This window comes from Labrys okinawensis, from assembly GCF_047345005.1.
Taxonomy (GTDB): Bacteria; Pseudomonadota; Alphaproteobacteria; order Rhizobiales; family Labraceae; genus Labrys; species Labrys okinawensis.
In genome coordinates this window covers 6345366-6368033 of the sequence record NZ_CP178864.1, presented here as the reverse complement: position 1 = coordinate 6368033, position 22668 = coordinate 6345366, and the positions used below count along the sequence as shown (strand labels likewise).

Here is a 22668-nt window from a genome sequence, read left to right as displayed (position 1 = left end):
GCAATCGTCAAATATCATTCATCAATATTTTCTTAATCCGGCAACATTTCCATTATCATGATAGTGGGACATTGTTTGAAGCGAGGCAGCGACGCTCCCAGCCTTTGCAAGGGAACATGACGATGGCCAATTTTCTAGAGGACGCGAAAAGACTTATTGAAGAACGCCAAACGGACAGACTGCTAGCTTCCCGGTTGGGCCAGGCCAGCGTTATTACGGCTGCGCACGAAATCAGCGACGAGTTGACTTTGATTCGTGCATTACTTCAGGAAGTTCTGGAGGAACTTCGAAGCGGTAACCGGTCGACGCAAGTCGAAGGCCGATGAACGACGTGGGCGCCAGGAGATGCAACTCGCCTGCCCTCAGGCCCTCCTGGAGCGTCTGAGCGGGCTCCTGAGGACGCTGCGATCGAGCTGGATCGGCGCCGGCCAGCCCGCGGCTGTGGAGCGATTTCGATCCAATTCAGGAACTCATCGATAAGGTCCGAAAGGCCGCGCATGAGCCCCTGCCGTGAACGCTGCGCCCTGTCAGTTCACAAGCGAGCGCAATTCCACTAGTGTCCCGGCTATGTCAAAGAGTGACGCTGAACGCGATCTTTCGGCCATGGAAGGAGACGGGTTCTATAATCGTCATTCCGCCATGCAGGCCGCCGGTATCGAGTTGCTGTCGTCTTTGTGGCAGATGGCTTGCCAGACCGTGACAATCGACGACGGGCCTTTGACGATCGTCGATTATGGGTCTTCTCAAGGGCGGAACTCGATGGCCCCGCTGCGCATGGCGATCGAGGTGCTGCGTTGCAGGGCGGGCTCGAACGTTCCCATCGAAGTTATTCATACGGACCTGCCTTCGAATGATTTCTCCGCTCTTTTTGAAGCGCTAGAAAACGAGCCGAATAGCTATTTGGCGGGCACCGCGGATGTCTTTCCTGCCGCGATCGGACGATCATTCTTTCATAGGCTTCTCCCCTCGGGTCGAGTTCACCTGGGCTGGACGACCTGGGCTCTGCAATGGATGAGCCGTAGTCCCGCCAACGCGGAGGACCATATTCTGGCAGGTATGAGCCAGTCGCCCGAGGTTATGAAGTCCGTGCGGCAGCAGCAAGCTGACGATTGGTGTCGCTTCCTTGAGGTGCGATCCAGCGAAATGCGGCCCGGCGCCAAACTGCTGACCGGCTTCACCGCGAGAACCGCAACGGAGTCGGGTTGGGAGTGGCTTCTGGGCGAACTATGGTCAACTGTGGAGGACATGGGCCGCGACGGGCTTTTTTCGAAGGAGGAGCGGCGTCACATCACCATCCCGATTGGTCTTCGATCGTTTGAAGACATTCAGGCGCCATTTATAGGCAGCGGCCGCTTCGCGGATTTGGTCGTCGAGCGGCTTGAAATTCTAAAGGTGGCAGATCCCTGCTGGGATGACTTTCAGCGGACAGGTGATCGGTTATCGTTTGCGAAGCGTCATGCCGATATGACGCAAGCCTGGTCCGGGCCGACGATCGCAAGACTGATCGATCCAGCTCGTGATCGGACGAGTTTAGTGGCTGAACTGTTTGCGCGCTTTGTGGAGCGTCTCGCCACCAACCCAAGAAAGCATGAGCCCTACATGGCCGTCGCACTTCTTGCCAAGACGCCTTGATTTTGCGAAGCCGCGCGATGTCGTGGTCATTGATAATCCGGGCTCACACAAAGGCTTCGCCGAGATCAAGCGCTCGCCCCTCGAGGGCCACCGCCCGTCCTCTCGAACACTTGATGCAACCTCTCAAGGGCATTCTCGAAAACGTGTCCCCTCGCCGGATAGGCCAATTTCTTCAAAAATTAAGGCTATGGCCAAACCTGATTTCATATGGCTTTGGCATTTTGTGCCGCGAGCGACAGGCCGTGTCGCTGTCGGTGGAACAGCAATGCGTTTGGTAAAAGAGAGCAAGTTATTTTTGACGGGTCGTAGTACGTCGAAGTTGCTTCGGTGAATGATTGCCAGTGAGTTCAACGCAATCATTAGCAAATTCGTGAATTTAATTTCAATTTTCAAATCTAAGTCTAAAATATTTCCAATAGGAGAAGTATTCGGTAGCGATAGGAATGCACGCTTCGTCGCTGTGAATTGCAGCACCTTGGCTATCGGTCTTGCCTCTGAGTGTAAAACGTTCTTACATGCACGGATGAACGGGAATACTGGTCAGCATGAAACTGTTCGATGAACGCCGACTCGCCGCTCTGAGAGCCTATGAGACGATTGAAATGGGCCGGGATCACGGCCTCGATGCTCTTTGCAATCTGGTACGGCTGACATTCGCTGTACCGATGTCTGCGGTATCGCTGGTTGACGACGAAAATACCTATCACATGGGCCTTGCCGGGATGGAAATGGAGGTCGTACCGGCCCAATTGAGTTTCTGTTCTCACACAATAGAGACGGATTCTCCTCTTCTGGTCGAGGATGCATCCAAGGATGCTCGATTTGCCTCCAATCCCTTCGTGACGGCTGATCCAGGTATTCGCAGCTATATGGGAGCTCCTCTTATCGCTTCGGATGGGTCTGCTCTCGGCGCAATCTGCGCTGTAGACACGAAGGCACGCCACTTTTCGAATGATGAAAGCGAAAAGCTTGCGAGCCTCGCCAAAACTGCAATGCAAATCTTGGAAATGCGGCGCCGCGTGAAGGAGGTGAGGGATTTGGCCCTGACTGATGGGCTCACCGGCATTCCCAATCGCACGAAGCTGGAGCTTGAGATCGAGAAGGCCCTTGCTGTCCTGCAACGGCACGGTCTTCCGTTCTCCCTGCTTTATATCGACGTTGATGGCTTCAAACAGGTCAACGATGTGCGCGGCCACGCAGCCGGTGATGAGCTGCTGAGACTCATCGGCCGCACCCTGGCCGATCGGACCCGTCGTGAGGAAACCTGTGGACGGCTCGGCGGGGACGAGTTTGCCATTCTCATGATTGGCGGCAACGAAGAGGAGGGCCACGACGCGGCGGCGAGAGTGAAAGAACGCCTGGATTCTGTTGTCGCCCAAGCGGACTTTCCCGTATCCTTCTCGATGGGGCTGGCGGTCTTCAATACGCCCCCCAATGGCGTCGAGGCAGCGCTCGGGGTAGCAGACCAGCTTCTCTATGACGCCAAGCGCAAGGGCAAAAACCAGATTGTCGTACGCTGAGGCCTGTTATCGGAAGTTCCGAAACGCTGGCGGGGATCGACAGGGGCTAAGCTGGCTACACTGTTTACGGATCCACGCGCTTCGGCACAGTGGAGTAGAGATCGTTGACTATCGAGGCTTGGTTTCCGGCCCAGTGGCCATATGGCCTATTTGCCGCGCGCCGGAAAATCGTCCCGGTTGTACGTGGCCTGGATTGCCGCCAGGTTCATTAGCGAAGTCCCGCGAGTGGAAATGATCTGTGCTTCCAATTGCCGGTGGGAGCCCGCCCAATCGATGATGACGGTGCGTATCGCCTTCCACAGTGGCATTTCTTCAACTGTTCCTCCCCACCGCATGGCACCCCAGCGCTCGGGGCCGCCCTCGTCCTCGCCAGGGGCGATGAGCTGCACGACCTCATTGTAGTCGATGGACATTCGAGACTGCCAAGCAGGAAATTGCGCTGTCATTGCTTCTCTTTTGACGAGTGAGCTCCGCTGGTACCTGCGCGAAGAAGGCGTGACGCCAGCGTGATACTGGCAGGCACCGGACCGGCTTGCACACCGCTCACCGGCGCAAAGCGCGGTTACGCACAAACATCCCTTGCTCCAACACCTTGTTCTAACGCGTCTTTGCGGTTCTTGCCGAGTCCGTCAAATCGCCAAACGCCTGAATGCAGCGTTGAAGCAGCGTTTAAACGGTTTACACCCTCACTCATCCTCGATCTCGTAGAAGTCCGCCGGGTCCCTTTCCAGCCACATGCATAGCGCCAAATAGGCCTCCTTTGTGCACTCGCCTCCTACGAAAAGATGGTGGAGCGTGGCAGAGGGAATTTGGGTGGCCTGTGCAAGATCACGCATAGTCATGTCCTCGTCGTTGAGCTTGCGATGAACGCTCACGACAAACGACAGCCAGTTTATTCGAGGTCCGTTTTTTGACATGCTTGGACCGATCGAGCTTCTGCGAATCAACAGTCGGCAGCCTGATTAGCAGATTTACCTACATACGGTTGCAAGAAAGGCAAACTATTATTTGGCAAGGGCTTCGACATATCTCTCGAAAAGGTGGCGTCTTCCGACGATGTCACGTCGTTACCCCAGGGGCGATGATCGCAGGCGGAAATCGGGGCGTTCGTAGCCGAGTTGGGCGGGTTCATGCATGGCCATCCACGCTTCTGGCCGTCGTGCCGCAGGCGAAATGACGGGCCCATGTTCGGAAGCCGGGGATGTCCGTGATCCCTGGCGACCACATTTTCAGCAGTCTTCCCCATCGTCACGGCATGGCTCTTCGTCCCCTCCCGTCCTAACCTCCCGCGCGTCCCTAAAGCGAAGGAGCTGACCCCATGACGAATGTTGCCGAGCAATTCGCCGAGACCCTGGCTGCCGCCGGCGTGAAGCGCATCTATGGCATAGTGGGCGACAGCCTCAATGGCATCACGGATGCCATCCGCCGGCAGGGCAAGATCGAGTGGCTGCACGTCCGGCACGAGGAGGTCGCCGCCTTTGCGGCCGGCGCGGAGGGGCAGCTCACCGGTACCATCGCTGTGTGTGCCGGCAGTTGCGGGCCGGGCAATCTGCACCTCATCAACGGCCTTTTCGACTGCCAGCGCTCTCGCGTGCCGGTGCTGGCCATAGCCGCACATATCCCCTCGGCAGAGATCGGCTCGAGCTATTTCCAGGAGACGCATCCCGAAAATCTCTTCAAGGAGTGCAGCCATTATTGCGAGCTCGTCTCCAACCCGCGCCAGATGCCGCGCACGCTGGAAATCGCCATCCGCGAGGCGGTAGGCAAGCGCGGCGTCTCCGTGATCGTGATCCCCGGCGACGTCGCCCTGCAGCCGGCCGAACCTGCCCCCATGCCCAAAATCGAGGCGCTTCTGCCGCCGGTGCCCGTGGTGACGCCGGCGCCCGGAACGCTTGAAAAGCTCGCAACTTTGCTCAACGGGGCAGAACGCGTCACGCTGATGTGCGGGGCGGGCTGCGCCGGCGCTCATGCCGAGCTCATTGCCCTCGGCGACAGGCTGAAGGCGCCGATGGTGCATTCCATGCGCGGCAAGGAGCATGTGGAGGGCAACAACCCCTACGATGTCGGCATGACCGGGCTGATCGGTTTCTCGTCGGGCTATTACGCCATGCTGGATTGCGACGTGCTGCTGATGCTCGGCACCGATTTCCCCTACAGGCAGTTCTACCCCAAGGGTTCGAAGACGCGCATCGCGCAGGTCGACATCAGCGCCGGCCAGATCGGCCGCCGCGCGCCGGTGGACCTGCCGGTGGTGGGCGACGTCAAACAGACGCTTGCGGCCCTGCTGCCGCTGCTGAAGGAGGGGCGGAGCGAGGCTTTCCTGACCAAGGCCCAGCAGCATTACGCCCAGGCCCGCAAGGAGCTTGACCGCCTCGCCGAAGGCAAGCCCGGCCGCGGCCTCATCCATCCCCAGCAGGTGGCGAAGGCGATTGGGGATCTTGCCGCGGGCGACGCCGTCTTCACCTGCGATGTCGGCCTGCCCACCGTGTGGGCCGCGCGCTATCTGGCGATGAACGGCCGCCGGCGCCTGCTCGGTTCCTTCTGGCACGGCTCGATGGCCAATGCGATGGCGCAGGCCATCGGCGCCCAGGCCGCCGCGCCGGGCCGGCAGGTGGTCTCGCTCTCGGGGGACGGCGGCTTCACCATGCTGATGGGCGACCTCATCAGCCTCAAGCAACTGAAGCTGCCGGTGAAGGTGGTGGTGTTCAACAATGGCGCCCTCGGCTTCATCGAGCTGGAGCAGAAATCCACTGGGTTCCTCAGTTTCGGCACGGAGCTGGAGAATCCCAATTTCGCGGCCATGGCCGAGGCAATCGGCATCCGCGGCATCCGCGTCGAGGATCCGGGCGAGGTAGAGAGCGCCGTGGCCGCCGCTCTCGCCCATGACGGGCCGGTGGTGGTGGACGCGGTGGTCAACCGCACGGAACTTGCCATGCCGCCTTCGGTCACCGCCGAGATGGCGAAAGGCTTCTCCCTCTACATGGTCAAGGCAGTGATGAACGGGCGGGCAGACGAGGTGATCGATCTGGCGAAAAGCAATTTGTGGCGATAAACGGGAACATCGTCGAATTCTTCAACGTCGACAAGGCTCGCGCCTCTGAAAGGTCGGCGCGTGCCTCCCCGCGACTCTCTAACCATGCCCGGTGATAACGCCTGATATGGATGCACAGCTCGAACGCCTTGCTGCCCTTGTCGACCAGACCGGAGCGCTGATTGCGCTTTATGACGCCGACGACCGCCTGCGCTATGCCAATGACGCCTTTCGCGCCGCCTACTTCATCGAGGCCGGCGAGGAGCCGCTGTGGCCGGATCTGATGCGGCGCAATTTCGGCCTCGGCAGGGGTACGGTGATCAACGCCGTGGATTTCGAGGAATGGCTGCGTTCCACCCAATCGCGACGTGGCAAGACCGGCTTCCGCGCTTTCGAGAGCGATCTCCATGACGGCCGCTGGCTCTGGATGACCGAGGCGGTGGACGAGAGCGGCTGGATGCTGTGCATCGCCGGCGACATCACTCATCTGCGCGCGGAGGAGCGCAGCATTCGTCAGGACCGTGACCTCGCCATCAAGGTATCCCAGACGGACGAACTGACGGGCGTGGCCAACCGGCGCTTCGTGATGGCGCAAATCACCGAGATGCAGGAACGCTTCATCAGGGCCCCGGAAGGCAAGGGCTGCCTGGTGGTGCTCGACATCGACAATTTCAAATATATCAACGACAGGTTCGGTCACCAGGCCGGCGATATCGTGCTGCGCGACTTCGCCCATCGCATCCACCAGAACGTTCGCCGCAGCGACTGCTTCGGCCGCGTCGGCGGCGAGGAGTTCGTGCTGGTGATGCCGGGCACGGCGGTGAGCGAAGGCGTTGCGCTGGTGGAGCGCCTGCTCGTGATCATCCGCGCGTCGCGTCCGCTGACGGACCCGCCGGATTTTGCCTACAGCTTCTCGGCCGGCATCGCCGGCTGCCGGAAGACCGACGGCGTTTCCGACCTCTATCGCCGAGCCGACCAGGCCCTCTATTCGGCCAAGATGGCAGGGCGGAACCGAGTGCTGGCGGGAGAGCAATAGGTCGATTGGGATGGATCATGTGCGCCACGCGGGAGCACTTGCGCCATAGGGTTCGAGCGAGAGCGCTTCGGGCAGGCGTAAATTGCTGAAGTGCAGGGGCGACCGCAGATTGGCGACCTCGCCGTAGACGGTGGCGAAGGTCGTCATCTTGGCGGGGTAGGTGTCGTGCTCGGGCACACCGTGCTGCTGCGCCGTGTCGAGGAATCCGAGTTCCTGGACCCACATTGCGCTACGCGTCAGCGAGAGCTTGACATGGTATGAGCCGCCTTCGATGGACCGCCGCAGCAGGGCAGCCATCATGCCCGCTGCAGCAAGATAGCCGGTGATAAGATCGGCCAGGTAGAAGACCGGGGAGAAACGGGGGATGCCGGGGGCTCCTTCGGCGGCGGCGAAGCCGGAGGCTACCTGGCCGTTCTGATCGAAGCCGGGCCTGCCCAGCCACGGGCCCGCGTGCCCGTAGGCACTTGCCGTCATGCAGACGATGCCCCGTTCGCTCCGTGCTGCTAGGGCCGCCGGCAGGAGCCCGAACCTGGCATTCACAGCCGCGCGATATGTGGTGACGAAGACATCGGCGGTGCGGGCCAAGGCCAACATTGTGGCGCGGTCGGCTTCCCCTCTCAGGTCGAGATAGGCGCAGCGCTTGCCGACATCGACGCCCAGATGTTGCGCGAAGGTGTCTGGATAGCTCGGAGCAGAGATATGGAGCACCTCGGCTCCGTATTCGGCGAGCGTGCGCGCACTGCGCGGTCCGGCCAGTACATGGGTGAAATCGAGGACCTTGATCCCCTGCAGGGGAGAGGCGGCTGCATCCGGCCTGTCGAAGGGCACCGGCGGCCCGCCCGCGATCTTTTCAATTTCGACCACCGGGGTTTGCGCAAGCAGCCGGCCCTGGGGATGCTGCAGCCATTCCTCACGGGTATACGCACGGCAGGCGGGCACGCCGATCCGCGCCAGTGCCTCTTCGAGGGCAAGCGAATCCCATTGCGCGACCTCGCGGGCTATCGAGGCTTTGTTGTCACCACAATCGAAGAAGTTCAGATAGCCCTTCAAGAGCTTTGGATAGGGCGGCCCGGCCTCCAACATGATGTAGCGCCCGTCCCGGCACAGGAACAGATCGTTCACATCGACATTCTCGGCACCGACGTTGATCGACCGGCCCTGCTGCTGGACGAAATGGGTCGGATGCAGAAAGTGCAGCGCGTCCAGGATATCGACCGCAATGTCGGTCGATTGCCCCGTGCGCTGCCGCCAGACCGCGGCGCCAGCGATACCGATCAGCAATTGGGCAATACCCGACGCCTCTCCCAGCCGATGAGGCGAGCGGATCACGGGATCACTGCCGTGCAAGATCGCCTCGCCGGTAAAATGGGGCAGCAGTCCAAGCTGCCCCGCCAGAGCGGCGAGAGCGGGCAGATGGCCCTCGGACAGTCGCTGCTCGGTCCGCTCGGCGGGCACTGAAGCTTCCATCTTCTTCCCCTTTGATCTCATGCTTCGACGAATCCCGATGCCGCCACTATCGGAGGGCGGCCGGAAAACATGTGAATCTCTGCTTCGAGTGTGGAGCTGTCCCGGGAGGATGTTGAATGGGGAGCTATTCGGTTACTTGATGCAAGGGCGACAATATCATGGCTTGGAGAGATTTACTTTGCTCGCCTGTATCGCATCGCCAAAAAGCTGCTTTCCACGCACGTTATCGAGGGCTCCGCATTGCGCTGACATCCTCCGATCGTGCAATCGAGCAGCGTAGCAGCGTCAGCCGGCGACGCGCCCAGGTTTGAGCGGCGGAATAGTTCTCGGCGATGCGCTAATCAGGACCTCCGGCATCGTTGCGATTGGGCTCGGCAGGGAGGGTTCCAGCTTGCGTATCATGTGCCTCAACGGCTGGGGCGGGAAGCTTCACGACCGTCTCATTCCCTACCTCGCCTCGGCCTCTCCCGACATCCTCTGCCTGCAGGAAGTGGTGCACAGCCCAGCCACGGGGAAGGACTGGCTCGACTATCGCGATGGCGACCACCAGCTCCCGCAGCGCGCCAACTTCTTTCGCGATGTCTGCGTCGCCCTGCCCGATCATGCCGCGATCTTCTGCCCGGCTGCGCAGGGCGTGCTGTGGGACGGCGCCGAGGCGGTTCCCTCGCAATGGGGGCTGGCGACTTTCGTACGCCGCTCCCTCCCGATCATCGGGCAGGCCCAGCTTTTCGTTCACAAGGACTTCTCGCCCGACGGCTATGGCGAGCATCCCCGCTCGCGCAATGCGCATGCCGTGCGGGTCTATGATTTCGTGAAGAGGCGGGTGGTCTTCGTGGCGCATATGCATGGCCTGCGCGATCTTTCCGGCAAGCAGGATACGCCGGAACGGCTGGCGCAAGCCCACAGGTTCGCCGAGCTCTGCAGCCTGTTCGCCGAGCCCGGCGATTGCGTGGTCGCGTGCGGAGACTTCAACGTCGAGCCTGAGAGCGCGACCTTCGGCATCATGGGCGGGATCGGGCTGTCGGATCTGGTCGCCGGGCGCGGCTTCACCGACACGCGCACCTCGTATTACGCAAAGCCGGGCCGTTTCGCCGACTACATGCTCGTCAGCGTCAATGTCGATGTTCTCGGCTTCGATGTCGTGGCGCAGCCGGAAGTCTCGGACCACCGGCCGCTCCTTCTCGAGATCTGATCCGCCGCCGCAGGAGGCCGCGACCCGAAGGCGGAATGACCCCTCAGGGTTTCACCGTGAAGCCATAGCTGCCGTGAGTGGCATGACCGTCCCTGGCGAGGGCATGCCAGTCCACCTTGTAGCTGCCGGGTTTAAGGCCTGCGGGCAGCGTGACCATCAGCGTGGTGTCGGCGTTCATCAGCATGGCGCCGGTGGTCGCGACGGCGGCGCCGTCGGGGCCCGTGACCTTGATGCCGGAGAGCTTCAGGTTGATGGCCTCGCTGAAGGTGAGGTCGAGCTCGCTCGGGGCTGCCGCCACCGTGCCGTCGACGGCGGGCACCGCCGATTTGAGATGGGCATGGGCAAAGGCCGGTCCGCCGAGTCCGAGTGCGAAGAAGATGGCGATGGCAGTCCGGGAGATGGGGGTCCTGGTCATTGGAATGTCCTGTCACGTCTGATGGTCATGCGCATGGCCCGCATGACCCACCGCCGGCACGATCTGCAGTGCCCCCAACCGCACCCCGCGCTGGGTGGTGACGCCGTCGGCGAAGGTGGTTACCTCGCGCACGCTGCCCTTCAGTACGGCCACTTCGAGGCACTCATGTTCGTCGACATGCACGTGGAGCGTGGCCACGGAAAGATCGTGGCGGTGATGCTGGGCGCGCGTCAGCCGGCTGGCAAGGTCGCGCGTCTCGTGCTCATAGACATAGGTGAGGGTGGCCAGACACGGCGCGTCCTCCGCCTCCGCCGACTGCTCGCGCGTGACGGCCTCCCGTACGATGTCGCGCAGGGCCTCGGAGCGGCTGGCATAGCCGCGGCGCGCGCTGAGTCGATCGATGGTATCGAGGAGGTCGTCGTCGATACTGATGGTGATGCGCTGCATGCCGGCCGCCTCGCCGCGGTTGGAGATCTCTTCAATAGGTGGTGTCAGCCCGTGGGGCGCAAGCGCTTAATGCCGCTGCCTACGTCATTTGCCGGTGGTGGCGTAATCACTTTCATGGAAAAGTGCATACGTTCAACCGGAGGCCCGTTCGTGCTGCCCAATCCCTTCGACGATGCACGTTCTGCCGTCCGCATCAAGGCGACGACGACCTTCGTCTTGCTAGTGGCAGCCAATCTAGCCGCCTGGCTCTGGGCCTGGATGGCCTTTGCGGAGCGGCCGGCGCTGCTCGGTACGGCATTCCTCGCCTATATGTTCGGCCTGCGCCACGCCTTCGACGCCGACCACATCGCCGCCATCGACAATGTCGTGCGCAGGCTGATGCAGGACGGCAAGGCGCCCTTTTCCGTCGGCTTCTTCTTCTCGCTCGGCCATTCGACCATCGTGGTGATCGCCTCCGTCGTCATCGCCGCGACAGCGGCGGCGATGCAGGGCCGTCTCGAGGCGTTCCACGACATCGGCGGGGTGATCGGCACCACCGTCTCGGCGCTCTTCCTCCTCGCTATCGGCCTCGCCAATCTCCTCATCCTCAAGGGCATCTGGGCCGCCTTCCAGCGGGCTCGGCGCGGCGAGAAGATTGTCGATGAGGATCTCGATGCACTGCTCGCAGGCCGCGGCCTGATAGCGCGTATCTTCAAGCCCCTGTTCAGCGTGGTCTCGCGCTCCTGGCATATGTATCCGATCGGCTTTCTGTTCGGCCTCGGTTTCGATACCGCGACCGAGATCGGCCTCCTCGGCATTTCGGCCGCCCAGGCTGCACAGGGCATGTCGTTCTGGACCATCCTGGTCTTTCCGGCTCTGTTCACCGCAGGCATGTCGCTGATGGACACGACCGACAGCGTGCTGATGACACGGGCCTATAGCTGGGCCTTCATCAATCCCATGCGCAAGCTCTGGTACAACCTGACGATTACCGCCGTCTCCGTTGTCGTCGCCGTCTTCATCGGCGGTATCGAGGCGCTCGGCATGATCGCCGACAAGCTCGGTCTCGACGGCGGTATCTGGGCGGCGATCACAACCATGAACGACAACCTCGCCAATTTTGGCTTTGCCATCGTCGGCATCATCATCGCGAGCTGGATCGTCTCCGCCCTGATCTATCGCGGCAGAGGCTATGACCGCCTGCCGGCGAGCCAATCCTGAAGGGCTGCCGGCGCGCGTTACGAATTGGAGGGCTGGCTTGGCACGCCTTTCCAGGCAGCGAGGCAGTCGGGAGAGGAGCCGCCCGGTCCCGAAGCTGGCACGCGAACCACGGCGTCGTGCAGGCCGGGATCGGCGGGCCGCGGCGCATAGGTCACACGGATGAGCCCGGCGGCGCGGCTTGCCTGTTCGGGTGTCCTGGCGAGGACGAGCGCATATTGTCCCTTCTGCCACGCAGCCGGATCCGGCAAGCCGACGGGTGTCCCGATCGCGGGCGCAGAGGTGGCTCTCTCCGCGTGGCGTGGATAGACGGCGATCACGCCGGGGGCCGCCTGAGCCGCCGCGAGATCCAGCGTGGCGATCCTGCCGGCGGAAGGCGCCGAAGCCGCGAACACGCCATAAACGAGACCGCCGTCGCCGCGGCCCATGGGGCGAGGCGTCTCGCTTCGTTCGGCAGGTGGGGTGGCTTCGGCGATATCAGACGCATAGAAGGAGAACGTCGGCAGGGGTGCGATACCCTCCATGAAGGAGAGTGTGGCAAGCCCGACGGCCCACGCGGCCAGGGCCATCCCTCTCAGCGCGTCTCGTCGTCCGATCTTGGTTTCCAGCATGTCATGGTCTCCGGCAGCAAACGGGGTCCATAGGGCAGTCTGTGCTCCACTCATATTTCGGGGAGGCAGGATCTCTCCTGCCAACCCGTCATTTTCTGCGATCCCCCAATCGCCGCACCCGCATGCCGAACCAGACAGGTATCGATGAAGCAAGTGTAGGGGAACTTCCGGTAACGGTCGGCACACAAATGCGTGTGGCCAGCGTGAAGAAAGCCATGCCGCCACCCGCTTGCCCGGAGGTCCGGGGTGCGATCATGCCCTTGATCTGGCGGCGTTTATCCGGCATCCGGCCGCGGAAACGATCGTCGGCGACTTCAAACTGTGGGAATGGCGCAGGCGGTTCTCGCGATCATGCTGAACAAAGTCCTACCAGGCTTGGTCGCGGCGGGGAGTTTGCTGCTGACCCGGCCGGACTTCGAGGCCTGGTATGCGAAGGCAGCATCCAAAGGTCCATCCGCCGCCGAACTCGGGGAGACCTGCAAATTTCCACCGGCACCTCTGAGCTAGAATACAGGATGCGGGCATGGCGTAACGTTTCACGCGGCGTGTCGATGGCACGAAGATGCGCTCGGTCCCGAAGCCGGTGAGATTGCGGCCCCTTGAAGGCATTCTGGCAGGTACGATATTTTTTTGATCTGCAATCTCATCGCCCGTTATGAATAAGCTATACGTGGCGGAGAGCCGAGTTAAGCCGCGCAAATATATGGATTCCCCATTTCATGGCGCACCAGAATCAGCCTTTGCGTTATAATTCAGTTGTAATACGGTGCAATGGATGACCGCATCCGAGCAGAATTAACAGCGTCTAAGGAGGAGGATAGAATGAAGTATTTGCTTTTGGCGTTCGGGCTTATCGCTGCCGCCTGGGTTTTTGCCCCAACGAAGGCGGACGCTGTCGTCTGCGCCCGCGGCGTCTATCGCGCGGGCTGCGCGGGCCCCAATGGTGCGGTGGTCCGGCGTTATCCTCATGCCTATGTCGCGCCCCGCGGCGCTTACGTGGCGCCCCGGCGGACCTGCGTCTACCGTTGGGTCAACGGTGTACGTGTTTGCCGCTATTACTAGAGCAAGATGCGTTCAGTGAAAAACGACTAACCGGTTTGACTCGGTAGCATTGAAGCATCTTGCGGTTCCCGGCGCTTCACGGTGAAAAGCGAAACGAGACCAAAGAAATTCGTGTCAACCGGTACTCTGCCGGATTGGTATCAGGCACAAGGGGTTGTGGCGTGGATCGCGCCGCAGCCCCTTTGTCGTCGGGCGGAACTCCGACGATGGGATTTTAGACGCCTCTAGAAAGGGTGCAGAATCTGCAAAGACCCGTCGAAAGAATGGGTTAGAGCAACGCGGCGTTTATGCCTCAACGTATCTTGCCTCTAGCGACCGGAGGCCAGGACCTGCTGGCAGGAGGGCGACAGGCGGGCGGCGTTCCGGCGCAGGCAGGCGATGGCGCGACCACCACCGAGCGGAACGGCACCACAATACGCCCGGAAGTCGGGGCCGCAGGATTGGCGCACGATGAAGATTTCCTCGCGCGGCGAGAAGGCCCGCATGGGCATGGCGGGCGCCGCCGCCGGCGTGGCCGTGCTGGGCGCGGCGGCGCCGGCGGGAGCGCCGCCGATCGCGGCGACGGCCTGCTGGCAGGAGGCTGATAGCGAGGCGCTGTGCTGCTGAAGACAGGAGAGCGCCGCCGTGCCGCCCGGCGTCACGCCTGAGCATTGCGACATGAAGTCGGACCGGCAGGCGGCCTTGATGGCGTTGCGCTGGGCCGTCGTTGGGGCAGCCTTGGGGGCCGCCGCCGCAGGGGCGGCGGCGGGTTGGGGCGCCGGCGTCATCGGCGCGGCGGATGAGGACTTGCCGCCCTTCAGCGCGCCAATCGCCTTCTGGCAGGCGGGGGAGAGGCTGTCATTGTGCTTCTGAAGGCACTGCAGGGCAGGCAGTCCGCCAGGTGTCACGCCCGAGCAGTTCGCGATGAAATCCCCGCGGCATGCCGACTTGATGGCATTGCGCTGGGCTGCCGTCGGCTGCTGGGCCATGGCCGCCCCGGCCCCGACCGTCACGGCGCATAGCACCGAAACAATCGCCAGGAATGCCCGCAGGGCGGCGTTCTGAGCCAAGAAAGATGTGTGGTTTTGCATGAATTCGATCCCTCGCATAGCTTTCAGACCCGCTGGCGCATGATTGCGCTCGTGATTGCTGGGCCAAGTATTTGACGGAGCAGCAGGATTCTTGGTCTTGTTGAAGTCGATCCAGTATTCTGGACGCTTTCATTGCTCTCGCCTTTGGAGCATAGCACGTCTTCTTTGCCACGATAGGGAGAATATCTCTGGGATGCGGGCTCGTCTGTGGTCGAACCCGCCTCACCTGAAAATATTCGCAGCCACCTCCGTGCCCTTGCGGCAGTTGAGCGTGTCATAAGTCTTGCCGGACAGAGGAGAGTCGATAGCGCTGTCTCCCGTTTACTCGACAAAACGTTATATCATGATGACAGTCGCTGCCGTGATGTCGCCCGCTTCTCCGAATCTGCCGCAGGGCGCGGATCGGAGCGGAGGAGGGGAGAGCCGCGTTCGTTGGCAGGTCATCAACAGTGCCCAGGCCGAACTCTCCGCCGCAGGCAGGCTTGCGGAACGCAGCAAAGAAGATAGAGATTGCGGGAGAAGCATTTCCATTCAGCCGGGTGTCATTCATGGAGAGTGGGCTGTGAAGGGACCTTCTCCTGCGCAGGAAAGCACACGGGCAGGGCGCTTTCGGCCTGCGATGGCCTTGAACGAGCGCGGCGCTTGCCATGTCCGTCTTTGACGTCGCCTCGATTATCTTTCTATTCGCCGCGCTGGTAAGCCTCGCCAACGAGCGCTTCATCAAGCTGCCGCGCAGCATCGCGCTGCTTCTGGCTTCGCTCCTGGTCTCGTTGGCGATCGTGGCCGCCGGCCACATTGCGCCAACGTTCTGGTTTCCCCAGGCTTACCGGCAGCGCGTGGAACATGCCAACCTTCCGCATACACTTCTCGACGGCATGCTGGCGCTGCTGCTCTTCGCCGCCACCTGGCATGCCGATATCAAGGGCCTCCGGCGCGAGGGCAGGCTTGTCTTCGTTCTTGCGACCATCGGGGTGCTGATAGCCACCGGCGTCTTCGCCTTCGGCTTCTGGCTGCTCGCCAACCTGTTCGGCACGCCGGTTCCGCTCCCCTGGTGCTTCCTGCTCGGCGCGATCCTGGCGCCCACCGATGCCGTAGCCGTCGATGTGCTCCTCAAGCGCGTCGCCCTTCCCGCCGGCCTCAGGGACATCATCGCCGGCGAGAGCCTGTTCAACGATGGTGCTGCCGTCGTGATGTTCCTGGCGGCAGTGGCGCTGATCGGGGGGGAGAGCGGCGTCATCGGCAACGGCCGGTTGCTAAGCGCGCTGGCGATCGAATGCGCCGGCGGGGCCGCTATCGGCGCGGTCGCGGGTTACGCGGCGCGGCTCCTCGTCGAGCATAGCGAGGACGAGATCGTGAGGCTGACCCTGTCGATCGCGCTGGCTCTCGCGACTTATCGCATCGCCCTGCAGTTTCACGTCTCCGGACCGATAGCGGTGGTCGTCGCTGGGCTCGTCATGGTCAATGCCAGGCCGCAGACATCCCGCCAAATCGCCTGGCGACCTCATCTTGCGACCTTCTGGTCGCTCGTCGACGACCTCGTCAACACCCTGCTGTTCCTGTTGATGGGCGCGGAGATCTTCAACCTCGACTTCACTGCTTTCACCCAGGTCGTCGTCTTTGCGGCGATCCCGCTGGCGATCCTGTCACGTCTCGTCAGCATTGCGGTCCCCGTCGGCTTCTCACGCGCCGATTGGCCGGAAAAGGCAAGGATGGTCTCGACGCTGACCTGGGTGGGCCTGCGCGGAGCGGTCTCGATCGCGCTCGTGCTGACCATTCCGGAGGGCCCCTACGGACCGACGCTCGCGGCCACCTGCTATGTGGTGGTGATCTTTACGATCGTGGTCCAGGGCCTCTCGACACCAGCCGTTCTCAGCCGCCTCTATAAAGGCAATGTGCCGGGGTCGGCCGGCGGCCATGCCTCGGACCATGACGCAGTCCCGGAAGCGGGCGGGCACGCGAAGCCGTCCTGAAAGCCCGCCGCGAGCCCTGGCGTCATCGCGTCAATTCGGCAATGACCCGGTCGAGGGGGGCATCCGAGACCTGGATGAGCCCGCTGAACGGCCCGTCCATGTCGAGAATGAGGTAAACCGTGCCGGCGATCAGCGCCGCGGCCAACACCAGCGAGCAGACCACCACGCGATTATTCGGTGCGCGATAGCCGAGGCTTGCGAAGACGAGCATGAGCCACGCCACCAGCATCACGAGCAGGGGCAGGGGCAGCGTTCCTTGCGCCTGTTCGACCAGTTCCCAGCGCAGCTCGTAGATCGCCTGGTAAATCTTATGGGCATCCTGCGCCAGGTTGGCCTGCTCGGTATCCGCGGGTTTCAGGGTCTTGAGGTCGTCGCCCGTGGCGGTCAGCAATTGCTCGGAAACCGGATCGCCCATGATGAGGGGATCGCTCGTGGGCCTCGTGCTATCCCGGGCGTGGCGCGCGTAGGCGAGCAGGCGCGCGCGCATGTCGTCGGCCTCGGGGCCGTAACGGCGCAGTGTCCGGTCCAGGAGGATCATATCGGTGGCGATCACATGCGCATTGTGGTCGACACCGTCAAAGGCATTGCGGGCCGAGTTGATCATCAGGCCGAGCACGAGCGATGTCATCACGATGAAGACGTTGCCGATCAGCCTGATGATGGCGACAGTCTCTTCGTGCTGGTAGCGCTCCGGCAGCCTGGAATAGAGCAGCAGCGCGCCGAGCGACGCTGCAAGGAGGCAGCAGAACGTCAAGATGCAGATGACGACTTCATAGCTGGCCATTGCAGGCTCCCGACCAGGGCGGCCCGGCAAGGATCGCACCGAAGCATGTGCCCGAGCAATGGCGGGCACATCTATTGGGCTCGATCACGCGATCCCATGCCTTTCCCGGCGATGCAGCCGGAGCGTGCCTCGCTTTGTCCCGATCTTTCTTTGCCTGTCGGCAGACCATTGATTCTCTATGCTTTATATTCGGCTGGAGTGCCGGTATCCAAAACGCCGCCTTCGCTGAAATTATACTTTCATCAATTTACGCTTAGTGTAATTTTCTGGATTCAAAGGGGTGCGTTCCCAGCGCATGCACGGCGACGGCTGTACATTATGTGCTGGTAGATCGTGAAGCTGGTGCCTGGATGAGCAGAATTGCTGTCGCAATAGTAGCAAGTTCGCGGCGCCTGCTAGGAGCCCAGCCGCCGTCATCTTCCACAACGACATCGAGGATCTGCTGCAACAGCATGCGAGCAGACTGTAGCGGTAACACTGGGTATCGCCTGATGCGCCGGCCAGAACTTCGCAGGTCTCGTTCTGTGATGACGTCGATATGCTGTCGCCGACGCGGCGATTATTTTTCGGACTTTTCGCGTGATCGGATGATGCCGCCTCGCGGCTCACCGGCGCGATTGTTCCAAGCCGGCGTGGCGCCTGTGCCTTCCGGCCGGCGATCTTCCTAGGCTTTCTCGCTCTTCTTCGTCCGGCCACCGGCCGTCAGCACTGCAAAAGGGTATGACAAGATGATTTGCTCTCGCGCCCTCTTTCCCTCGAATGCGCTGACAGCAAGGAGGCCGGCTCTGCCCTTGATGCTGGGTGCCATCCTGGCTGTCGCCCTCGCCGGCTGTGGCCAGCAGAACAGTTATGCCCCCCCGCCGCCGCCCAAGGTGGGCGTCGCCACGCCGGTTAAGAAGACCGTCACCAATTACCTGCTGGCGACGGGCAATGCGACAGCGATCAATTCGGGCAACCTGGTGGCGCGCGTGGCGGGCTTTGTCGACGCCATCCGCTACAAGGACGGCGACTTTGCGAAGACGGGGACCTCGCTCTTCACGATCGAACCGCAGCCCTACCAGCTGGCACTTGAAAACGCGCAGGCTTCGCAAGCGAGCGCCGAGGCCAACTATGCCCAGCAGCTCGCCAACTACAAGCGCCAGGCGAGCCTGCAGGTGCAGAACTTCGCTTCGCAGGCGACGTTGGAACAGGCGGTAGCCAGCCGCGACTCGGCGCAAGCGAGCGTGGACCAGGCCAAGGTCGCGATCGAGCAGGCCCAGCTCAACCTGGGCTATACCGACGTGAAGGCGCCATACGACGGTATCGTCACGGCGAGGCAGGTCTCGCTGGGCGATTATGTCGGCAACGGCACGGCCACCGTCCTCGCCACGATCGTTCAGCTCGACCCGATCTATATCGACTTCAATGTCAGCGAGACCGACGTCCTCAACATCCGCGTCAACATGAAGAAAAATGGCGTGACCCTGGCCGACCTGAAGAAGGTGCCGGTCGAGGTCGGCCTGCAGAACGAGGATGGCTACCCTCACAAGGGTGCGCTCAACTATGTCGCTCCGGCCCTGACGGCCAATACCGGCACCCTGGCGGTGCGGGCTCAGCTCGACAATCCTGGCTATGGTATCCTGCCCGGCTATTTCGTGCGGGTGCGGGTGCCGTTTGCCAGCCAGGGCGACAGCCTGCTGGTGCCTGATACCGCCATCGGCAGCGACCAGGGCGGGCGCTACGTCCTCATCATTGGCAACGACAATGTGGTCGAGCAGCGCAAGGTCGAGATCGGCCAGTTGGACGGGGATATGCGGGTTGTCACCAGCGGCCTCGATCCCACGGACAAGGTGGTGGTGGACGGCATACTGCGTGCTGTGCCCGGACAGAAGGTCGATCCGCAGGATGCGTCCCAGCCTGCCGGTCAGGGCGCCAATGCGAAGGCGTCCCAGCCATGATCTCGAAATTCTTCATCGAACGGCCGGTTCTGGCCAACGTCATCGCCATCCTGATGGTCGTGATCGGTGGCGTGGCGCTGTTCGCCCTGCCGGTGGCGCAATATCCCGATGTGGTGCCGCCCACGGTGCAGGTGACCACGCGCTATCCGGGCGCCAGCGCCCAGTCCGTGATCGACACGGTAGCGCTGCCCATCGAGCAGCAGGTGAACGGCGTCGAGGACATGCTCTATATGCAGTCCTATGCCGGCGCCGACGGCACCTATACGCTCACCGTCACCTTCAAGATCGGCACGGATCTCAACTTCGCGCAGGTTCTGGTGCAGAACCGCGTCTCCGCCGCCATGGCCTCCCTGCCGCAATCGGTGCAGGTCCAGGGCGTCACGGTGCAGAAGAAGTCGACCTCGATCCTCCAGATCGTCACCCTCACCTCGCCGGATGCCAGCCGCGACAGCCTTTATCTCAGCAACTTCGCTACGCTCAGAATGAAGGACGAGATCTCCCGCCTGCCTGGAGTCGGCAATGTGACGGTGTTCGGCGCGGGCCAATATTCGATGCGCATCTGGCTCGATCCACAGAAGATGCAGGCGCGAGGCCTGCAGGCGCAGGATGTCATCAACGCCCTGCAGCAGCAGAGCCAGGAGGTCAGCGCCGGCCAGCTCGGCGCCCCGCCGATGTCGACGGGGCAGGACTTCCAGTACACGCTCGATGTCTCCGGGCGGCTCGAGGACGCCGCCCAGTTCGCCAATGTGGTGATCAAGGCCGGCACCACGGCGGGCGACGTCACCCGCGTGCGCGATGTCGGACGCGTGGAATTGGGCGCACAGACCTACAGCCAGGTCTTCACGCTCAACAACAAGCAGGCGGCGGGTCTTGCCATCTTCCAGTCGCCCGGCGCCAATGCGCTCAACACGGCCACCGAAGTCGATGCCAAGATGAAGGAACTCGCCGCGAACTTCCCGCCGGGCGTGACCTACTCCATCCCCTTCGACACGACGCTTTTCGTCGATCAGTCTGTGCATGAGGTCTACAAGACGCTGATCGAGGCGGGCATCCTCGTGCTCATCGTCATCCTCGTCTTCCTGCAGGACTGGCGCGCCACCCTGATTCCGGCGACAACCGTGCCGGTGACCATCATCGGCGCCTTCGCGGCCATGGCGGCGATGGGCTTCACCGTCAACCTCTCGACGCTGTTCGCCATCGTGCTCGCGATCGGCATCGTGGTCGACGACGCCATCGTGGTGGTGGAGGGCGCGGCCCACAACATCGACAAGGGCATGTCGGGGCATGATGCGGCAATCGCTGCGATGAATGCGCTCTTCGGCCCGATCATCGGCATCACCCTGGTGCTGATGGCGGTGTTCCTGCCAGCCTCCTTCCTCCCCGGGCTGACAGGGCGGATGTATGCCCAGTTCGCGCTCGTCATCGCTGCGACCGCCTTGATCAGCGCCATCAATGCCGCCACGCTGAAGCCCACCCAGGCCGCCCTCTGGCTGCGGCCGACCGTGCCCGTCGAGAAGCGCAACTTCTTCTATCGGGGCTTCGACGCCGGCTATGTCTGGCTGGAGCATCGCTATGCTGCGCTCATCGGCTGGATGACCCGCCATGCCGCGCTGATGACCGTGATCGCGCTGCTGATCATCGCCGGAGCGGGCTATGGCTTCTCACGCGTCGCCACCGGCTTCCTGCCGATCGAGGACCAGGGTTATTTCCTGGCCGCGGTGCAACTGCCCGACGGTGCTTCACTCGAACGCACGCAGAAGGTGCTGGGCGAGGCCTCCGACGCGGTGCGCAAGGTCCCCGGCGTCTCCGAGGCCATCGCTATCGCCGGCGTCTCCCCGCTCGACAACAGCGCGTCATTGGCCAACGCAGGCGTCGTCTACGTCATGCTAGACGACTGGAGCAAACGTGGCAAAGGGGAGACCCTGCTCCCGCTCTATACCAAGCTGAACCAGGTGCTGTCGCAGATCCGTGAAGCCAATATCCTGGTGGTGCCCCCGCCTCCGATCCAGGGTATCGGCAATGCCGGCGGCTTCACCATGCAGATCGAATTGCGGGACGGCAGCTCCGACCTTGCCAAGCTGCAGGCCTCTGTCAACGCGATGGTTGCCGCAGCTTCCACGCAATCGGGGATCCAGCGCGTCTCTTCCTCGTTCCGGGCGGGCGTGCCGCAGTACAAGGTCGATATCGACCGCACCAAGACTGAGGGCCTCAAGCTCACCGTCGACCAGGTCTTCTCGGCGCTGGCGAGCTATGTCGGATCCAGCTATGTCGACCAGTTCAATCGCTTTGGACGGGTCTATCAGATCTATGTTCAGGGCGAGCCCGATGCGCGCAAGCGCCTGGAGGATATTGATCAGCTCACTGTCCGAAATCAGGACGGGGCGATGATCCCGATCAGCACCCTACTGAAGATCACCCCGACGGTGGGCCCCTCGCTGATCAGCCTCTACAATCTCTATCCTTCGGCGACGATCACCGGTGTGTCGCGGCCCGGCTTCTCCTCCGGGCAGACCATCAAGCTGATGGAGGAGATCGCGGCCAAGACCCTTCCGCCGGGCGTCGGCTATGAGTGGACGGCGATGTCCTACCAGGAGAAGGTCGTCGGCAACCAGATGTACATGGTCTTCGCCCTTGCGATCCTGCTCGTCTACCTCGTGCTCGCCGGCCAGTATGAAAGTTGGTACGCGGCGATCTCGGTTATCCTCGCCGTGCCGCTGTCGTTGATCGGGCCGGTGCTGGTGCTCAACGGCCTGCGTATCGACAACAATCTCTATGTGCAGATCGGCCTGGTGCTGCTGATTGCGCTGTCGGCGAAGAACGCCATCCTGATCGTGGAAGTGGCGCGCGAGATGCGGGCCGAGGGCAAGCCGATCCTGGAATCGGCGCTGGAGGCGGCCCGAGCCCGCTTCCGCCCGATCCTGATGACCTCCTTCGCCTTCATCCTGGGCGTGGCGCCGCTGGTGTTCGCCACCGGCGCCGGCGCCAGCGCAAGGTCCTCCATCGGCATCACCGTGTTCAGCGGCATGATCGCTTCGACCTGTCTTGCCGTGCTGTTCGTGCCGGCCTTCTTCGTGATGGTTCAGCGCTTCGAGGAATGGCGTTCCAGCGGCAAGAAGAAGAAACCGGCGCCGGTGACGACGGAAGGAGCGGGCGCAACAGGATAGGCACGGCGCGCTTGCCGAGTTTGCCTGCCCCAAGGCGATATCCCGTTCTTGGCGGCTGCTCTCGGCATCACCCGCGCTGCCTCGACTTAAGCCGGAGACTCGCACGCCCGGGCAATATGGGCGTGCAAATTAC

19 protein-coding genes are annotated in these 22668 nt (G+C 62.3%); 10 read left to right on the top strand and 9 right to left on the bottom strand.

Annotated elements, in window-relative coordinates; all coding sequences use genetic code 11:
- Positions 1–567 precede the first annotated feature (567 nt).
- Positions 568–1632, top strand: coding sequence for an SAM-dependent methyltransferase (locus tag ACMDCR_RS29580; RefSeq protein ID WP_413990036.1), 1065 nt, complete (start codon positions 568–570; stop codon positions 1630–1632).
- 123 nt (positions 1633–1755) lie between these two features.
- Here the strand turns inward: ACMDCR_RS29580 and ACMDCR_RS29575 are convergent, their stop codons facing one another.
- Positions 1756–2106, bottom strand: coding sequence for a hypothetical protein (locus ACMDCR_RS29575; protein WP_413990035.1), 351 nt, complete (start codon positions 2104–2106; stop codon positions 1756–1758).
- 71 nt (positions 2107–2177) lie between these two features.
- Here ACMDCR_RS29575 and ACMDCR_RS29570 point away from each other — a divergent pair, with 71 nt between their 5' ends.
- Positions 2178–3152, top strand: a complete 975-nt coding sequence (locus ACMDCR_RS29570; protein ID WP_413990034.1) for a diguanylate cyclase — start codon at positions 2178–2180, stop codon at positions 3150–3152.
- 146 nt (positions 3153–3298) lie between these two features.
- Here the strand turns inward: ACMDCR_RS29570 and ACMDCR_RS29565 are convergent, their stop codons facing one another.
- Both ACMDCR_RS29565 and ACMDCR_RS29560 read right to left on the bottom strand, forming a co-directional pair.
- Positions 3299–3565 carry a hypothetical protein gene (locus ACMDCR_RS29565; RefSeq protein ID WP_413990033.1) on the bottom strand — a complete coding sequence of 89 codons (267 nt, stop codon included), beginning with the start codon at positions 3563–3565 and terminating at the stop codon, positions 3299–3301.
- Positions 3566–3838: 273 nt separating this feature from the next.
- On the bottom strand, positions 3839–3988 hold the full coding sequence (locus tag ACMDCR_RS29560; protein ID WP_413990032.1) for a hypothetical protein: 150 nt from the start codon (positions 3986–3988) through the stop codon (positions 3839–3841).
- A gap of 482 nt (positions 3989–4470) precedes the next feature.
- On the opposite strand from ACMDCR_RS29560, the gene poxB reads away from it, so the two are divergent.
- Together poxB and ACMDCR_RS29550 are read left to right on the top strand one after the other, a co-directional pair.
- Positions 4471–6204 (top strand): ubiquinone-dependent pyruvate dehydrogenase, encoded by a 1734-nt coding sequence (gene poxB / locus ACMDCR_RS29555; RefSeq protein ID WP_413990031.1) that lies wholly within the window; start codon positions 4471–4473, stop codon positions 6202–6204.
- A gap of 106 nt (positions 6205–6310) precedes the next feature.
- Complete coding sequence (locus ACMDCR_RS29550; protein WP_413990030.1) at positions 6311–7219, top strand: GGDEF domain-containing protein; 909 nt, start codon at positions 6311–6313, stop codon at positions 7217–7219.
- A gap of 15 nt (positions 7220–7234) precedes the next feature.
- Here ACMDCR_RS29550 and ACMDCR_RS29545 read toward each other — a convergent pair whose 3' ends face one another.
- Positions 7235–8686 carry a CoA transferase gene (locus tag ACMDCR_RS29545; protein ID WP_413990029.1) on the bottom strand — a complete coding sequence of 484 codons (1452 nt, stop codon included), beginning with the start codon at positions 8684–8686 and terminating at the stop codon, positions 7235–7237.
- A gap of 391 nt (positions 8687–9077) precedes the next feature.
- Between ACMDCR_RS29545 and ACMDCR_RS29540 the strand changes: the two genes are divergently transcribed.
- The gene (locus ACMDCR_RS29540) at positions 9078–9878 is read left to right on the top strand and encodes an endonuclease/exonuclease/phosphatase family protein (protein ID WP_413990028.1); all 801 of its coding nucleotides are present in this window, start codon (positions 9078–9080) and stop codon (positions 9876–9878) included.
- A 43-nt stretch (positions 9879–9921) separates the two neighbouring features.
- Here the strand turns inward: ACMDCR_RS29540 and copC are convergent, their stop codons facing one another.
- Both copC and nikR read right to left on the bottom strand, forming a co-directional pair.
- Complete coding sequence (gene copC, locus ACMDCR_RS29535) at positions 9922–10293, bottom strand: copper homeostasis periplasmic binding protein CopC (RefSeq protein ID WP_413990027.1); 372 nt, start codon at positions 10291–10293, stop codon at positions 9922–9924.
- Positions 10294–10305: 12 nt separating this feature from the next.
- Complete coding sequence (gene nikR, locus ACMDCR_RS29530) at positions 10306–10740, bottom strand: nickel-responsive transcriptional regulator NikR (RefSeq protein ID WP_413990026.1); 435 nt, start codon at positions 10738–10740, stop codon at positions 10306–10308.
- A 150-nt stretch (positions 10741–10890) separates the two neighbouring features.
- Here nikR and ACMDCR_RS29525 point away from each other — a divergent pair, with 150 nt between their 5' ends.
- The gene (locus ACMDCR_RS29525; protein WP_413990025.1) at positions 10891–11940 is read left to right on the top strand and encodes a HoxN/HupN/NixA family nickel/cobalt transporter; all 1050 of its coding nucleotides are present in this window, start codon (positions 10891–10893) and stop codon (positions 11938–11940) included.
- Positions 11941–11957: 17 nt separating this feature from the next.
- Here the strand turns inward: ACMDCR_RS29525 and ACMDCR_RS29520 are convergent, their stop codons facing one another.
- Entirely contained in the window at positions 11958–12548 is a 591-nt protein-coding gene (locus tag ACMDCR_RS29520; RefSeq protein ID WP_413990024.1) for a hypothetical protein, read from the bottom strand.
- An 822-nt stretch (positions 12549–13370) separates the two neighbouring features.
- Here ACMDCR_RS29520 and ACMDCR_RS29515 point away from each other — a divergent pair.
- On the top strand, positions 13371–13610 hold the full coding sequence (locus ACMDCR_RS29515; RefSeq protein WP_413990023.1) for a hypothetical protein: 240 nt from the start codon (positions 13371–13373) through the stop codon (positions 13608–13610).
- A gap of 308 nt (positions 13611–13918) precedes the next feature.
- Here the strand turns inward: ACMDCR_RS29515 and ACMDCR_RS29510 are convergent, their stop codons facing one another.
- Complete coding sequence (locus tag ACMDCR_RS29510; RefSeq protein ID WP_413990022.1) at positions 13919–14680, bottom strand: hypothetical protein; 762 nt, start codon at positions 14678–14680, stop codon at positions 13919–13921.
- A gap of 647 nt (positions 14681–15327) precedes the next feature.
- Between ACMDCR_RS29510 and ACMDCR_RS29505 the strand changes: the two genes are divergently transcribed.
- Positions 15328–16650 (top strand): cation:proton antiporter, encoded by a 1323-nt coding sequence (locus ACMDCR_RS29505; protein WP_413990021.1) that lies wholly within the window; start codon positions 15328–15330, stop codon positions 16648–16650.
- A gap of 22 nt (positions 16651–16672) precedes the next feature.
- Here ACMDCR_RS29505 and ACMDCR_RS29500 read toward each other — a convergent pair whose 3' ends face one another.
- Complete coding sequence (locus tag ACMDCR_RS29500; RefSeq protein ID WP_413990020.1) at positions 16673–17434, bottom strand: hypothetical protein; 762 nt, start codon at positions 17432–17434, stop codon at positions 16673–16675.
- 728 nt (positions 17435–18162) lie between these two features.
- Between ACMDCR_RS29500 and ACMDCR_RS29495 the strand changes: the two genes are divergently transcribed.
- Positions 18163–19371 carry an efflux RND transporter periplasmic adaptor subunit gene (locus tag ACMDCR_RS29495; protein ID WP_413990019.1) on the top strand — a complete coding sequence of 403 codons (1209 nt, stop codon included), beginning with the start codon at positions 18163–18165 and terminating at the stop codon, positions 19369–19371.
- The gene (locus ACMDCR_RS29490; protein WP_413990018.1) at positions 19368–22535 is read left to right on the top strand and encodes an efflux RND transporter permease subunit; all 3168 of its coding nucleotides are present in this window, start codon (positions 19368–19370) and stop codon (positions 22533–22535) included. Before ACMDCR_RS29495 ends, ACMDCR_RS29490 begins: the two co-directional genes overlap by 4 nt.
- The last annotated feature ends 133 nt before the right edge of the window (positions 22536–22668 follow it).

What these genes read in the sequence shown, in the direction of transcription:
- ACMDCR_RS29580 (WP_413990036.1), top strand. Translation starts at nt 568, where the DNA reads ATGTCAAAGAGTGACGCTGAACGCGATCTTTCGGCCATGGAAGGAGAC.
- ACMDCR_RS29570 (WP_413990034.1), top strand. Translation starts at nt 2,178, where the DNA reads ATGAAACTGTTCGATGAACGCCGACTCGCCGCTCTGAGAGCCTATGAG.
- ACMDCR_RS29565 (WP_413990033.1), bottom strand. Translation starts at nt 3,565, where the DNA reads ATGTCCATCGACTACAATGAGGTCGTGCAGCTCATCGCCCCTGGCGAG.
- ACMDCR_RS29560 (WP_413990032.1), bottom strand. Translation starts at nt 3,988, where the DNA reads ATGCGTGATCTTGCACAGGCCACCCAAATTCCCTCTGCCACGCTCCAC.
- poxB (WP_413990031.1), top strand. Translation starts at nt 4,471, where the DNA reads ATGACGAATGTTGCCGAGCAATTCGCCGAGACCCTGGCTGCCGCCGGC.
- ACMDCR_RS29550 (WP_413990030.1), top strand. Translation starts at nt 6,311, where the DNA reads ATGGATGCACAGCTCGAACGCCTTGCTGCCCTTGTCGACCAGACCGGA.
- ACMDCR_RS29545 (WP_413990029.1), bottom strand. Translation starts at nt 8,686, where the DNA reads ATGGAAGCTTCAGTGCCCGCCGAGCGGACCGAGCAGCGACTGTCCGAG.
- copC (WP_413990027.1), bottom strand. Translation starts at nt 10,293, where the DNA reads ATGACCAGGACCCCCATCTCCCGGACTGCCATCGCCATCTTCTTCGCA.
- nikR (WP_413990026.1), bottom strand. Translation starts at nt 10,740, where the DNA reads ATGCAGCGCATCACCATCAGTATCGACGACGACCTCCTCGATACCATC.
- ACMDCR_RS29520 (WP_413990024.1), bottom strand. Translation starts at nt 12,548, where the DNA reads ATGCTGGAAACCAAGATCGGACGACGAGACGCGCTGAGAGGGATGGCC.
- ACMDCR_RS29515 (WP_413990023.1), top strand. Translation starts at nt 13,371, where the DNA reads ATGAAGTATTTGCTTTTGGCGTTCGGGCTTATCGCTGCCGCCTGGGTT.
- ACMDCR_RS29510 (WP_413990022.1), bottom strand. Translation starts at nt 14,680, where the DNA reads ATGCAAAACCACACATCTTTCTTGGCTCAGAACGCCGCCCTGCGGGCA.
- ACMDCR_RS29505 (WP_413990021.1), top strand. Translation starts at nt 15,328, where the DNA reads ATGTCCGTCTTTGACGTCGCCTCGATTATCTTTCTATTCGCCGCGCTG.
- ACMDCR_RS29500 (WP_413990020.1), bottom strand. Translation starts at nt 17,434, where the DNA reads ATGGCCAGCTATGAAGTCGTCATCTGCATCTTGACGTTCTGCTGCCTC.
- ACMDCR_RS29495 (WP_413990019.1), top strand. Translation starts at nt 18,163, where the DNA reads ATGATTTGCTCTCGCGCCCTCTTTCCCTCGAATGCGCTGACAGCAAGG.
- ACMDCR_RS29490 (WP_413990018.1), top strand. Translation starts at nt 19,368, where the DNA reads ATGATCTCGAAATTCTTCATCGAACGGCCGGTTCTGGCCAACGTCATC.